This is a genomic window from Sodalis sp. RH15 (genome assembly GCF_047324255.1).
Classification (GTDB): domain Bacteria; phylum Pseudomonadota; class Gammaproteobacteria; order Enterobacterales; family Enterobacteriaceae; genus Acerihabitans; species Acerihabitans ligni.
The window spans coordinates 271472-285504 of the sequence record NZ_CP178738.1; the positions used below are offsets into that span (position 1 = coordinate 271472).

14 protein-coding genes are annotated in these 14033 nt (G+C 53.7%); 5 read left to right on the forward strand and 9 right to left on the reverse strand.

The window, feature by feature from the left end:
• Window positions 1–2 precede the first annotated feature (2 nt).
• From ACL2XO_RS01230 to ACL2XO_RS01240, 3 genes are all read right to left on the reverse strand, one after another.
• Entirely contained in the window at window positions 3–896 is an 894-nt protein-coding gene (locus ACL2XO_RS01230) for an alpha/beta hydrolase (RefSeq protein WP_132924105.1), read from the reverse strand.
• On the reverse strand, window positions 880–1626 hold the full coding sequence (locus ACL2XO_RS01235) for an MtnX-like HAD-IB family phosphatase (RefSeq protein ID WP_413742020.1): 747 nt from the start codon (window positions 1624–1626) through the stop codon (window positions 880–882). Before ACL2XO_RS01235 ends, ACL2XO_RS01230 begins: the two co-directional genes overlap by 17 nt.
• Window positions 1627–1868: 242 nt before the next feature.
• Window positions 1869–2609, reverse strand: coding sequence for a MipA/OmpV family protein (locus ACL2XO_RS01240; RefSeq protein WP_413742021.1), 741 nt, complete (start codon window positions 2607–2609; stop codon window positions 1869–1871).
• Between the two features lie 299 nt (window positions 2610–2908).
• On the opposite strand from ACL2XO_RS01240, the gene cueP reads away from it, so the two are divergent.
• A complete protein-coding gene (gene cueP, locus ACL2XO_RS01245; protein ID WP_413726161.1) occupies window positions 2909–3472 on the forward strand; it encodes a copper-binding periplasmic metallochaperone CueP in 564 nt (187 codons plus the stop codon).
• 190 nt (window positions 3473–3662) lie between these two features.
• A complete protein-coding gene (locus ACL2XO_RS01250; RefSeq protein ID WP_413742022.1) occupies window positions 3663–4700 on the forward strand; it encodes an aldo/keto reductase in 1038 nt (345 codons plus the stop codon).
• Window positions 4701–4851: 151 nt separating this feature from the next.
• Here the strand turns inward: ACL2XO_RS01250 and ACL2XO_RS01255 are convergent, their stop codons facing one another.
• Window positions 4852–5253, reverse strand: coding sequence for a tautomerase family protein (locus ACL2XO_RS01255; protein WP_132924097.1), 402 nt, complete (start codon window positions 5251–5253; stop codon window positions 4852–4854).
• Between the two features lie 600 nt (window positions 5254–5853).
• Here ACL2XO_RS01255 and ACL2XO_RS01260 point away from each other — a divergent pair.
• The 3 genes from ACL2XO_RS01260 to ACL2XO_RS01270 all read left to right on the forward strand — a co-directional run bounded on the left by ACL2XO_RS01260 (window position 5854) and on the right by ACL2XO_RS01270 (window position 9113).
• Complete coding sequence (locus tag ACL2XO_RS01260) at window positions 5854–6984, forward strand: porin (RefSeq protein ID WP_132924096.1); 1131 nt, start codon at window positions 5854–5856, stop codon at window positions 6982–6984.
• A gap of 216 nt (window positions 6985–7200) precedes the next feature.
• A complete protein-coding gene (locus ACL2XO_RS01265; protein ID WP_413742023.1) occupies window positions 7201–7884 on the forward strand; it encodes a GntR family transcriptional regulator in 684 nt (227 codons plus the stop codon).
• Between the two features lie 146 nt (window positions 7885–8030).
• Window positions 8031–9113 (forward strand): YeiH family putative sulfate export transporter, encoded by a 1083-nt coding sequence (locus tag ACL2XO_RS01270; RefSeq protein ID WP_413726165.1) that lies wholly within the window; start codon window positions 8031–8033, stop codon window positions 9111–9113.
• A gap of 47 nt (window positions 9114–9160) precedes the next feature.
• Here ACL2XO_RS01270 and ACL2XO_RS01275 read toward each other — a convergent pair whose 3' ends face one another.
• The 5 genes from ACL2XO_RS01275 to ACL2XO_RS01295 all read right to left on the reverse strand — a co-directional run bounded on the left by ACL2XO_RS01275 (window position 9161) and on the right by ACL2XO_RS01295 (window position 14031).
• On the reverse strand, window positions 9161–10159 hold the full coding sequence (locus tag ACL2XO_RS01275; protein WP_132924093.1) for a LacI family DNA-binding transcriptional regulator: 999 nt from the start codon (window positions 10157–10159) through the stop codon (window positions 9161–9163).
• A 74-nt stretch (window positions 10160–10233) separates the two neighbouring features.
• The gene (locus ACL2XO_RS01280) at window positions 10234–10995 is read right to left on the reverse strand and encodes a glutamine amidotransferase (RefSeq protein ID WP_132924092.1); all 762 of its coding nucleotides are present in this window, start codon (window positions 10993–10995) and stop codon (window positions 10234–10236) included.
• Window positions 10996–11039: 44 nt separating this feature from the next.
• Window positions 11040–11948: an ABC transporter substrate-binding protein gene (locus tag ACL2XO_RS01285; protein WP_413742024.1), complete on the reverse strand. Its 909-nt coding sequence runs from the start codon at window positions 11946–11948 to the stop codon at window positions 11040–11042.
• Between the two features lie 75 nt (window positions 11949–12023).
• Window positions 12024–13163, reverse strand: coding sequence for an N-methyl-L-tryptophan oxidase (solA, locus tag ACL2XO_RS01290; RefSeq protein WP_413742025.1), 1140 nt, complete (start codon window positions 13161–13163; stop codon window positions 12024–12026).
• Window positions 13164–13218: 55 nt separating this feature from the next.
• Window positions 13219–14031 carry an amino acid ABC transporter ATP-binding protein gene (locus ACL2XO_RS01295; protein WP_413726866.1) on the reverse strand — a complete coding sequence of 271 codons (813 nt, stop codon included), beginning with the start codon at window positions 14029–14031 and terminating at the stop codon, window positions 13219–13221.
• Window positions 14032–14033: the final 2 nt, after the last annotated feature.

Genomic DNA, 14033 nt, shown 5'->3' on the forward strand with positions numbered 1-14033 from the left:
TGTCATGCGCTCTGCATCGTCGAATTCAGCCCTGCCTGCAGGCCCGGGACGCTAAGCTGGCTGCCGCCGTTACGATCCGTCTGCGGAACGTTTTGCTGAATGAAGGTTATGGAACGGGATACCAGCTCCCGCCGATCGTTATCAATAGTAATCATATGGTAGCTGTTTTTCAGCAGTACCATCTTCACCGGCCCGCGAACGTTATCACGTACCAGTTCGCCGTTGCGGCGATGGGCGATATCGTCATTTTCCGCATGCATAATCAAGCAGGGCGAGGTTATCCGGTGCAGCGAGCGGCGCACGTTCCGCGTCAGGTAAACCAGCTGGCTCAAGGAAGGCCAGGGGTTGCCCGCCAAACCGGCCGCGCCGCTGTCGCCGCTTAACATGCTTTGGGAAATTTTACGGCGCAGCTGCTCGTTGCGTATGCCGTAGGGCGGCTCTTCGTTGAAGATACGGCGGCGGCCGAGATGGAGTATATCCGTCATTATCAGGAACCCCGGCGCCAGTATTCGCGTAATGAGCGGAACCGTCCAGCCGTCGAAGCGGAACGTCGCGCCGTACACCAGCACGCCGCGGGTGCGCTCTGGAAAATCGGATGCATATTTCAGCGCAAGTACCGCTCCCATCGACAGGCCGCCGACATACAGATAATCAACCTGCGAGCGCAGTTTCTCCGCGGCGTCGATAACGCTTTGGTACCAGTCTTTCCAATTGGTGGCGATGAGATCGTCCACATCGCCGCAATGGCCGGCCAGCTGCATGCCGTAGACGGTAAAACCGGCCCGATTGAATTCCCGCCCCACTCCCCGCATTTCGGTGGGCGTACCGGTCAGGCCATGGATCAACAGCACGCCGATGTTGCCGCCTTCCAGCATAAAATCATGATGGTTGATCACACATCCCCCGGATTATCAACTGCTCCATGGGCGCCAGATAGGCGCTCTCCCGCTGCTGCAAAAGCCGCTCCAGCTCGGCGGGGGCCTGGGAAAAGTCCTTCATGGCGGTAAAGGGAACGCCCATCCGCCGACATTCGGCAACCAGGCCGCCTTTGGCGAAAACATGATCGGCGATTTGAGAGACACAGAAATCCGAGCGCCCGTCGCCAATCATCAAAAATTTATCCGGCGCCACGGTTTTTGCTATGCCGCATTTACATACGCCGCTCGCCTTCAGGCAATTGGCGTTATGGTAGGGGAACTCCAGCGCCCAGCGCCGTTCGCTCACCTGCCGCAAACGGTTGGCCATCACCGGTATGCCGCTTATGCCGTGGGTTTGCAAAATATGATTAATCGCGTAGTCCAGTCCGTCGCTGACGATATGCAATGGTATGTTTTGCCGGCGGGCATAAGCGGCGAATTCGGCAAACCACGGATCGATGGCCAGGGTGGAAAGGCATTCGTTCAGCTCAAGGCGGGAGGTATCCAACAGGGCAATTTGCCCTGCCATGCATTCCCGCGAGCCTATCTCGCCGTTTTCCCATCGCTGCTCCAGCGCCTGCCAGCCCGGCATGCCAAACGCATCCAATAATGTATCGGTGACGTCTTTGAAACTGATGGTTCCGTCGAAGTCGCACAACACCGTCCATGACGGTAATCGCGGGATTGATTGAATGGATCTTGTTGCCATATATACAGCTATTAGCTCTGAAAGGGAGACGGTGGTAAAAGAGCTACTCAGCCCCGGGAGCAATGAGGAGCTTGCATTCATTGAATTCAGCGGATGCCGGGTATTTTACCTTAACAATAATAAATAGTTTATAAACGAAGTGATTGGAGAAGTAATATTAGGCTTAATATTACTTTATAGTACTAGTGTGTTGATTTTAAATAATTTTATTTTTATTAAATGACTCTTTTCTAAAAAAAACGCTAGAAATTGTAATTTATCCCCAAAGAGAATGCATAAATTTCATCCCCATCGACCATCGGACTGTCACGAACCGTTGAAGGCAGGAAATTGCCCCTTGCGCTGGCATACGTATCCCACCGCTCAGTGAGCTTATAGTCGGCGGTCAGGGAAACATAAGGCGTAATATTCGCCGAAGGGCGGTATTCGCTCAAGCCGCTGCGGCGGGCCTCCATGGACGATACGCCGTAATAGTAGCGGGTTTGCTGGCCGTTGGCCCCATCCACGCCGAACTCCGGTATGACCGTCAGCATGCCCAATCGCACCTGATTCAGATAGGAGATATTAGCCAGCACACCCTGGCTGTTATTCAGAATATCCCCCGCCAGCTGGACATGCACAGCCCCTATCGGGGTGGTGCGCTGATAGCTTATACCGGACATCACCGTGGACCGGCGATCGTTCAGCCTGCGCATCGCCGTAGTGCTCCCCCGGCTGGACTTATACTCCTGATCCAGGAAAAACGCTTTTAATTTCAGCTCATTGGCGTCATCGTTCATAAGATAGCGCCCGGCATCATCCCCTTGGATATACCAGGTATCATCGTCATAGTTGATTACCGGCCAAACCGAATGATCGTCTCTGTCCACCTTATAGGGTGAGGTGGTCAGAAAACCGCCGATACCCAGAGCGATATCCGCCGCCCAACCGTATACGGGGGCCAATAAAACCAAGAAAACTACGATTTGTTTAGGCGTTTTCATCGTTTGGTTATGGTGTGATCCTGATAATAGGTTTTCTTACATAGTGCTGGCGCTATGAATCCGCCAGCGCGTTTCCCGCGGGTCTGTGATTCACTCCGCCAGGGTGTCCAAGGCCTGATGCAAAGAACGGCCCATATTGTCTTTAAGCGTCGGTCAATCAAAAGAAATTTACACTTCTATTCAAATCAGCTTTTGACCCTGCCCTTAGGGGAAGGTGTAAATTCTTTTTTAACACTTTCTTTTGCAAAGAAAGCGGCTTGAATCGGCTGTGCATTCTTTTCATGCGAGGATATTTGAATATGAAAAATTTATCGGCTTACGCCATAAACACAATAATATTGGGCTCAGCCCTGGCTGCGTTCAGCCAGTTCTCTTATGCTCAAGATCAATCTTTTCTGGCAAAAAATGGTCTGGAAAATAAAACAACGCCACAAATGGTGGAATATATCAATCGCCTGCAGCAGGATCGGCCATTGAATTTTTCCGCCGCCGTCACCAGTACCGAACTTACCGTATCGGATGGTAAAGAAGCGCATTCCTACCCTCTCGGCGATAAGTTTTATCTGTCATTCGCCCCTTATATTACCTACACCCATCCTTGTTATAACCATAACCTGTCATCCTGTACCGGAGAATTAAAAAATACCGCGTTCAAGGTAAAAATCATCGATCAACAGGGTAAGGTCATTGCTAGCAATAACATGACCAGTTATCAAAACGGTTTTATCGGCGTCTGGCTGCCGAGAAATATTACCGGAACCATAAACGTGACCTACAACGGTCTTTCCGCCGTGACTCCTTTCGCCACAGGAAACGATAGCCAAACCTGCCTGACCAGTGTGAAGCTCGAGAAAACAATTTAACGGTCGTTCCGGCGGGCACTTTTAAATTTGAACGCTCGCGTAAGTTATCCGGACGATGAAGTATTAAAGGTTTCCGCCATGCCGGATAACCTGTTGACGTGTACTGCAACACCCTTTCGGGGGAGCCGGATGATTGTTACCGCCGTAGGCGGCATCCGGTTTTCCTGGATGACATCAACAGGAAACCGCTATGCGATATATAAAACTCGGCAATACCGGATTGGATGTTTCACCCATCGCCCTTGGCTGCATGACCTATGGCGAACCGAACCGCGGCCATCCGGTATGGTCACTGGATGAAGACGCCAGCCGCCCTTTGATTAAACAGGCGCTCGAAGCAGGGATCAATTTCTTCGATACCGCCAATATGTACTCCCAAGGTTCCAGCGAGGAGATCCTCGGCCGGGCTTTGCGGGATTACGCCGATCGGGATAACGTGGTTATCGCCACCAAAGTGCGCCATCCCATGCGCCCTGGTCCCAACGGCGCCGGACTGTCGCGTAAGGCGATTTTCACAGAAATCGACCATAGCCTTCGCCGGCTGGGGACCGACTATATCGATCTTTACCAGATTCATCGATTGGACAACGCGACGCCGCTGGAGGAAACCCTTGAAGCGCTAAACGATGTGGTGAAATCCGGTAAGGTGCGTTATCTCGGCGCATCGTCAATGCATGCCTGGCAATTCAGCAAGATATTACATCTGCAGCGCCAGCACGGCTGGGCGCGATTTGTCTCCATGCAGGATCATTACAATCTGCTGGCGCGGGAAGAAGAGCGTGAAATGCTGCCTCTTTGCAAAGATGAGGGCATCGGCATCATTGTCTGGAGCCCGCTGGCCCGCGGTCGCCTTGCCCGTGAGAGTGGCGCCGCCACCGGCCGTTCAGGCAGCGACCCCTTTGCCGATATGCTCTATACCCAGGAAAAAAGCGATGACGCCATCGTCGATGCCGTGGCGGCCGTCGCCCGTGCAAGGGGCGTTAGCCGGGCGCAGATTGCCCTGGCCTGGCTGCGGCGTAACCCGGTGGTGGCGGCGCCGCTGGTGGGCGCCGGCAAGCCCTCCCATATTGCCGATGCGGTGGCGTCGCTGGACATCGTCCTGACCGAGGAGGAAATCGCCGCCTTGGAAACCCCTTACACGCCGCGTGAAGATTTCCAGGGAGTGTCGGACGATGCCCTGCTGGCGCGCATCTCGGCCCGCATCGGCATCAAACCCGCCGGGGCCTGACGGCGTGAAGCCAATGCGTTTATTGCGCATTGGCTTCATTAAACAAGAGCATGTCCTGATTCAGCCGGTCATCTATTTCAACTATGCACCCTAAGACTGTGCCCATCCCGCCCCGGCGGGAAAAGATTCGCCATTTAATATGAACTCAGATTTACCGCGACCCCTCTCCTTGTTCCCACTCGGGGCTATAGCCCCCTAGCGCCGGGTGATACATTTCGTCGCCGGAATGTTGGGTAAACTCGACATTGAGGCGGTCGGCGCGCAGGCCCAAAATTTCGATGCAATGCGCACAGAGCGCTTTTGCCACTTCCATTCGCAGTTCAGGAGTTCTGCCTTTTCTAATATCCAGCATCATTACGGAAACCGGGGTCGGCTCGCCCCCGATATCCGGTACCCGCCATACCCCGCCTTCGCCCAGTTCACGAATGGCAACGCTGATGCGGCGAATATCCACCGACATCATTTGGGCATAGGTTTCGCTGATTTTCGCCGCAAGACGTTTTTTGTCCGCCACCGGGTAATGACCGTTTACGTCAAGTTGAAGATAAGGCATGTTCGACCTCCGGATGAGGGCCCTCATGACACGAAAGCAAAGCCGTTGCCAGGGTCGCGCCAAGGGCGTTAGGGAAAAGATACATGCATATGCCAGTATTGGTCAATCATCTTCAAAAAGCATGTGTTTAAGGCCGATATAAAACGGTGGCATACTCCGCCATCCCTGGCGGCTATGGTTTTATCTCCGATTAATCTGTGATCTTGCCAACAAAATCTTCTTATCAGTCTTGTATGGTAGATGGACAAGTGCGTATATTTGCGCTGCCTCATTAATCATTAGCATCAATCATTAATTAATCATCATTAAGCGATGTACTTATGTCGTTTTTGGCAATGTCATGAAATTCGCAGCTTTCCCATAAAAAGATGAGGGAAATTTTATGAAAATGTAAAAAGAAAAGCTAACGATAACATAATTACAACCTAAAAATTTTATAGGTAAAAGCGATGACTTTCGTTGAGATAGTCGTGCTTTAAGCCTAAGCGATTATATGGTTTGGACAGGGTTGGCCCGCATATTCAGGCACTGGCATGCTTGGTAAGGTCATTATAAAGCAATGCTATTTAAAATTTCTTTCACACGGAACGATTATTAAAAATGAAAAAATCCATATTAGGGATTTCTATTGGCCTGGTGTTGAGTGGTGTTTCTTTTATCTCGAATGCAGAAATTACCTTGCTAAAGCAAGATCCACAGCCTTATGACTTATTAAGCCGTCTCACCTTCCAGGTGGGGGGAAGCATCCGTCCGCAAATGAACCAGGTAACCGGTCAAAGATCCTATAAAGATAATGGTTTTGACGGCGGGACTCGTTTTCGTTTCTCTTCTGATTATTATTTGTTCGATGACGTCAGCTGGATCAATTATTACGAATTGGGTGTGAATATCCCCGCGGTCCTGGATTGGGATAACCATCATGCCGATGGAGCAAATAATACTATCCGCCGCCAGCTTTATACCGGTTTCAAAAGCAAAACCTTCGGCCAGTTAACCTTCGGCCAGCAGCTTAGCGTTTATTATGATGTGGTTGGGGCTAAAACCGACGTATGGGATGATGATATGCTCGCCCAGGCGCCGGGCAACGGCGTCAACGGCGACTATGACGGTTCTTACCGTTCTCGCAAGCAGTTGAAATACAAAGTCAGCGCCGGCAACGCCGATCTGTATGCCGCCTATTTGTTTTCTGATGAAGACTATTTGACTCCGGATAATTTCCACTACAAACGTAAAGGCGGCGGCTCGTTAGGCATCAACTATCATTTGACGCCCACACTGAGTTGGGGATTAGCATACAACTACACCAGCGCGGAAATTAAAGATCCGGTCAGCCACAAGTCGAATGATTATAATCAAAGCATTACCGGTACCGGCTTAAGCTGGACGCCCGGTCATTGGATGCTGTCCGCCACCGGTGGCTTATATCAAAACTTCTTAACCACCAAAATTAAAAATACCAATGATTACTTTGCCGGTAATGCTTATGGTATTGAATATTTTGCCGGCTACACCTTCCCAATTGATAGCTACGCGGTTAAAACAATAAAACCTTATGTTATGGGTGACCGTCTGGAATATATAGATGATCGCAATTATGAAAAACGAGATAATGGCGTAGGTATCTCGTTCCAATTGAAATATGGCTTCCGTGTTGACTATGAACACGTCATTACCAACGCCACTGGTCAGGATTATGGTACAAATATCATCCGTGCATGGTACGATTTCTGATACCGCCGCAATGAGATTGCTTATATTATCGTGAAAATAGCAAAGATAACCAAACGGGCCGGGTGCGCCGCGAACCTCCGCATGGCGTGCCCACCGTTTCGTTATCTTGCTGAGGAGAGCGTTCAATCTGGTTAGCGCCGATAAGGCAATTGTCATACCGTCAATATACATAGTAGGATGACTCTTCATGTATCGAAATAAGCCATCCAGACCGTCATGCCAAAAGCATTTGATTTCAACAACCATGAACTAATTAATCTGCAAGTTTACCGTTTTTTACGTAATGAAATAATCTCGTGCTCTATTGCTCCCGGCAGTGTGTTATCGGAAAAAGAGATTTCACTCTATATAGGCGTGTCGCGTCAGCTGATCAGAGAGGCCTTTATCAAACTGGCTGAAGCCGGTCTGGTCCAAATCCTTCCTCAGCGCGGTACGTTTGTGCGGCGTATTTCCGCTAAGCGCGTCGCCGAAGCGCGTTATATACGGCAGGTCATAGAGTGTGCCGTGGTGCGGCGCGCCTGTGCATGTATTACCGACGAACAGGTGCTGTCGCTGGAACATAATCTTCGCCGTCAGGCGCTGGCGGCGGACAATGATAAGTTCAGGGAATTTTTTGACCTTGACGATAGTTACCATCAGGCGCTGGCCGATATCGCCGAATGCCAACTCGCCTGGAAGACCATAGAATCCATCAAGTCCACCATGGACCGGGTGCGGTATCTGAGTCTGAGCGTTGTCTCGCCGCCTCGGGACCTTATCGCGGAGCATTATCACATTTTCGACGGTCTGAAAAAACGGGATGCCGATGCCGCGGAGCAGGCGCTCCGGCGCCATCTTGGGCACATGATTCTATCCATTGATCCTATTGCCGCACAACATCCTGACTGGTTTGAAGGATAACGGTCGAAGTGACCAGCTGACATTCTCCTTACCCATGTCCCCCTCTTTACCACTTATACTGGTAGGTTATAAGTATATAATGAATTTATCTTTTGAATGGTCCGCTGATAATCTAAGGCCCGGTCACTACTGGAGCAGGAGGTTTCATGTCCGTTCACTTATTGCATTCATTACCCAAACGTTTTCTTTTACCTCGTGAACCTCTGGGTCTGCTACCGGGGCTGATCTTAGCCGGCGTACTGACGGCGGCGGCCATCTGGACCGGCAATATTCCCTTGATCACGCATTTGGGCCTGGGTGCGCTGACGCTGGCGATTATTTTTGGCATTATCGCCGGTAACACGATTTATCCCTGGCTACAGCCGGCAAGCCATAGCGGCGTGCTTTTCGCCAAGCAGCGGCTGCTGCGTATCGGCATCATTCTGTATGGCTTTCGGTTAACCTTTCAGCAAATCGCCGATGTGGGCGCCACCGGTGTCGTCATTGATCTTTTAACCTTGAGCAGTACCTTTTTGCTGGCCTGCTGGCTGGGCCGAAAGGTGTTTGGCATGGATAGCCAGACCGTTATGCTTATCGGGGCTGGCAGCAGTATCTGCGGCGCGGCGGCGGTAATGGCCACCGAACCGGTACTAAAGGCCGAAGCCAGTAAAGTCACGGTCGCCGTGGCCACGGTGGTGGTGTTCGGTACCTTGGCCATTTTTGTTTACCCCTGGCTGTACCGCCTCAACCTACACTATCATTGGCTGTCGTTCAGCGAGCTCTCTTTCGGTATTTACGCCGGTTCCACCATTCATGAAGTGGCGCAAGTGGTCGCCGCCGCCCATTCCATCAGCCCCGAGGCGGAAAATGCCGCCGTGATTACCAAAATGATTCGCGTAATGATGCTGGCGCCCTTTTTGGTACTGGTTTCCGGCTACCTCAGCCGCCGTCACCACGGCATTACCGACACCGCTGGAAAATCGGCCATTACCATTCCCTGGTTCGCGGTGGTCTTTATTCTCGTGGCGGCATTCAATTCCTTTCACCTGCTGCCGGCGGCGCTGGTGAATCAACTCATTACCCTGGATACGGCCATGCTGGCCATGGCCATGGCGGCGCTGGGCCTGACAACCCATGCCGGCGCTATTCGGCAGGCGGGACTAAAACCTATCCTGCTCGCCACCCTGCTGTTTATCTGGCTGATTATCGGCGGCGGGGCAATTAATCAGCTGGTACGGCACCTGATTTAATTGCGTTTGACAGACAAGCCCAGCTTCCTTTCGGCCAAGCTCTGAGTCTACAGCTTCCAGCTCAGACCGCCCAGCTTGGGGGCGAATTCAAACAGCTCGGCGGCGGCATCGGACTGCTGCTGCTGAAAGATAATCCGTTCTCCGGCCAGGCGCCCCATTTCATGAGGATTTTGGTCGATGGAGGCGATGCGTTTACCCGCCAGCAGCGGAATTTCATTCAGGTCAAAGCCCACAAAACCGATATTATCCCGGGACAGGGCGGCCCAGTCGTCCAACGCTTTAATAACGCCGATGGTCATCAGGTTGTTGGTGACAAAAACGGAGTCAAAGACGATGCCCTCTTCCAGCAGCTGGCGAATCGCCGTATAGCCGCCTTCGATTCGATTATTGCCGTATTTGACCTTGGCGATATCCAGCAGGCCGGTTTTATTCACCGTGGCGGCGAACCCTTCCAGGCGTTTTTCGCTGGTAGGGTTCGGCGAACCGGCGATACAGACGGTTTTCCGGTAGCCGGCGGAGGTGAGGTAATTGGCCGCCAGTGCCCCGCCGGCGAAGTTATCCGTCAGCACCGTATCGTAGCGATTGTCCGGCAGGGAGCGGTCGACAATCACCACTGGAATACCGGCCTCGGTGAGTCCCGAGAGATCGGTGGCGTCCGAGGCCGGGGCGATCACCACGCCGCCCACCCGTTCGGCGATGGCGACATCCAGATAATGCCGCTCTTTTTGCGGATCGTCATCGGAACTGCCGACAAACACGCAGGTATTGCGCGGCAGGCAAATCTGTTCCAGCCCGCGGGCTAAACGGGTAAAAAAGGAGTTTTCGAAGTCCGGGACAATCAGTGCCCACAGATGCGACGTGGTCAGCCGCAGGCGCTGGGCCGTACGGTTCGGCCGAAAGCCAAGAATGGCAACGGACGCCAGTACGCGTTTAGCCAAATCCTCACGCACTTTTTGACCGTTCGTCACCCGCGAAACCGTTGCCACGGAGACATGGGCGTGTCGGGCTACGTCGTAGATAGTTACAGCTCGATGATCAATAGTCATTAGTGGTTTTATTCATCGCGTGCGGGGCCCGGCATAAAAAGCCGGGCCGGCCAGACTGCATTAAATCGGCGTTGTTATATTTCGCGCGCGGCCCATTTCACCATGCGCTCCCACATCAATCCGTAATTTTCCCACTCGTGAAGATTACCACACCAGTGATAGACAGGATCGGTGGTATAGGTGACGGAGCGGCCTTTACCGGGTTCCGCGACGGCCATAAACACATCGCCGCGCGTTTCCATCAAAAGCGTCGAGTCGGATTTCAAAAACACCCGATTATAACCGAGAATGATGCGATCTTTATCAAAAGTAACGCCCTTTAAGATGGGATGCTCAGGCACCAGGACATCCAGCTTGGCGCCGTCGGGCACTTCGATGCGGTCATCGATACCGCGTTCGCAGGTGACCGGCAATACAGCCTCTATCGGCGTGCCTCCCCATAATCCCTTACCCTCGATACCGGAATAGGTGGTATATCCGCCGGCCATGATCAGTCCGCCGCCGTTTTCCACCCATTTGCGGAAATTACCGATGCGGTCCGGCCCCATAGGGACTATACGCTCGCGGTTGCCGGGTAGCAGCGCGAAATTATTGTAACCGGTATCGCTGAGAATAATGACGTCCCACTGGGAGAAATCCTCTTCCGTCATGGGAAATTCCGCGCGGATACGGTCGGCGGACATATGGGTCAGCGCAATACCGGGACGGGGCGAGAGCGCATCGCGCAATACCTTGGCGGAATCGCGATAGTAATTAAGAATAAAAGTATCAATGCCTTTGGCGGATATTAACGTTTCCGTTTGGGTATCGCCGCAATATAAAACACGAATGGACATTTTTCTCTCCTGTATAGGGAATTAGCGTTAAGCGTCGGTAAATATCAGCCCCCTGGCTGATTGAAGCGAAGGCCGTCATTGACGGTGAATTTTTCCAGTCCGTTGGGCTGCATGCCCCACGCGCTGAGGATTTTTTGATAGCTGCCGTCTTTTTGCATCTCGCCCAGCGCGGCCTGTACGGCATCGCGCATGGCGGTATCGGCGCGGCGGAACGGCATGGCGTTATAGCCGGTGCCGTACTGCTCAAACGCCAGCACTTCCAGACCGGCGGCGTCAGGGGAGGTTTTGATCACGTAAGCGGCCACGCCGTATTGATACATGGTGGCATCCGCCCGGCGGGTACGAACCTGTAGCAAGGCCTGGTTGATATCCTGGAAAACCTGAATGTCGATTTTGGTGTCGCACTTTTTATTTTGTGCCTCAACCAATCCCTGCATAACGCTGCCTTGCAGCAGGGCAACGTGTTTACCGCACAAATCGCCGATTTTCTTGATGCCGGAGGGGTTGCCTTTGGCCACCACGATGGCGTTGCCGTCGGTGGAATAATCAACAAAATCCACCTCTTTTTCCCGCGCAGGCGTATCCCCCATGGCGCTGAGGGCGGTGTCAATCCTGCCCGCTTTTATCGCCGCCAGGATGCCGGGGAATTTCAGCGTCTGCCATTTGGCGTGCAGTCCCAGTTTGGCGGCGATGGCGTTGCCTAAATCGATATCCAGGCCCACCAGGGTCAGCCCGTCCTCGCGATAATAGGAATAGGGCGGCGTGCCGGGATCGGTGCCGATGGTAAAGATCCCGCCGGCATGGGGCACTTTGCCGGCCAGATCGGGTGAGGCGTTGACGCTTAACGGCTCTCCTTTGGGACCGATGCTCAACTCCGCGGCGTAAGCGGCGTGAGCGCACCAGAATGTCGCGACGACCAGCGTTGTCCGCCAGGTATTGACGAATAAGCTCATGGTGTAAACCTCTTATGGACCGCATGCCGCGGTGGATTAGCCGGCCATCCCCGGCCGGTTGTTGAGAAAACGGATTCAGCCGGCCCGGCGGGCTGCGCATCCTAGTGAAAAATGCTCATTGATATAGGGGTCGCCGTCGCGTTCGATAAGGTCGGCCACCGCCACCCCGACGGCGGGTGACATTTTGTAGCCGTGCCCAGAGAAACCTGTGGCGATAACGATGCGTTTGGTTTGCGGGTGGTAATCGATTACCGGGCGATCGTCGCCGGTAAAACCGTCCAGATAAACGCCGCTGCGCACCGGTTGATGATCAACCCCCTCCAGCAGGGTGCTTGCAACGCGCCGCATAATGGCGGTGTCGGCGTAAGAGACCGTTCTGTCCACCGCAGAGGGATCAATATCGCTGAGATAATTCACCGGCGGCATGATTTTAATGGTCCAGCCATCCATGCACGGAAAACCTGAGTAATCGATTTCTGACGTGCGCCTGATACAGACCGGAAAGCGGGACGGCAGATAAGCCTGCTTATCATCGATACCAAACCAGGTCCCTACCAGACGGCGGGCGATGAAATGAGGCGAAGGAACGTCAATCATGCGCGTTCCCCAGGCGCCGCTGGTGACCACCACGCGGTCAAAGCGCCGGGTATTGCCGTCACAGGTAACATCGACCCCGTCGGCATGGGGATGGATACGGGTTACCTCGCAGCCTTGATGCAGCGTCGCCCCGGCCGCCAGCGCGGCCTTTACCGCGGCTCTTACTCCCAGCTCAGGCCGCAGCAGGCCGCCGTCGAGATCAAGCAGGGCAAATTCGCCGCCGCTTAAACGGTGCTGGGGAAAACGGGCGCGCAGCGCCTGCTCGTCCAGCACTTCATGGCGCACATTATGTTCCCGCGCCCCTTCCAAGGTGCCGGTGAGCCACTCCGCACCCTTTTCACCGATGTACAGGCAGCCGATGGGGAAATGGAATTGGCGTTCGGAGGTGGACTGAAGCTCGCGCCACAGCGCCAGGGAGCGTTTCAGTAAGGGAATATATTCCGCGCCTTCCTTGTAGGCGAGGCGGAATATCCGCGATTCAGCGCCGTGGGCGCTGGTATCATGGGGTACGCCCATGCGATCGAAACCGGTAACCTGATACCCGCGTTGAGCCAACTGCCAGAGCGACATGCTGCCCATGGCGCCGACGCCGACGACCGCGACTGTTTGCGATGACATGATGAATCTCCTGTAAGAAAGAACTGTGGTGACGTATAGGATGACGCAAGCCGCGCTATTTGATTTTTGACAGGAACGCCCGCGTTCGCGTATGCGTCGGCGTGTTGATCACCTGGGCGCTGGGGCCTTCTTCCACAATGCATCCGCGATCCATAAACACCACCCGATGGCTCACCTCGCGCGCAAACCCCATTTCATGCGTTACCACCACCATGGTCATTCCCTGCCGGGCAAGCAGGGTCATCACCGACAGCACTTCATGCACCAGTTCCGGATCCAGCGCGGAGGTCGGCTCGTCAAACAACAAAACCTTGGGTTTCATCGCCACCGCGCGGGCAATGGCGACCCGCTGCTGCTGTCCCCCCGACATCTGCGTCGGCCGCCGGTGGGCATAGCTGTCCATGCCCACCGATGCCAGCACCGCCATGGCATTTTCCCGCGCCTGAGCCTTTGGGATATGCAGCACGTGGCGCAGCGCCAGGGCAACGTTTTCCAGCGCGCTCAGGTGAGGGAAAAGATTGAATCGCTGAAAGACCATGCTCATGGCCGCCCGTTGACGCGCGAAGTCCGGTGCCGGCAGCTCCCACAGCACTCCATTTGTTTCCCGGCAGCCGAAACGTTCGCCATCCAGCCATACGCCGCCGCTGTCCGGCATCTCCAAAAAATTCAGGCAGCGTAAAAACGTACTTTTGCCCGACCCGGACGGACCGATGATGCATACCACTTCGCCGCGCTCCACATCCAATGAGACATTGGTGAGCACTTGGTTGGCGCCGAAGCTTTTGCAGATATCGCGCGCGCAGAGCATGGGGCGATGCCAGGACACGGGCCGCAGTATCGGATTATCTTGTGGCAGCATGGCGGTCATCA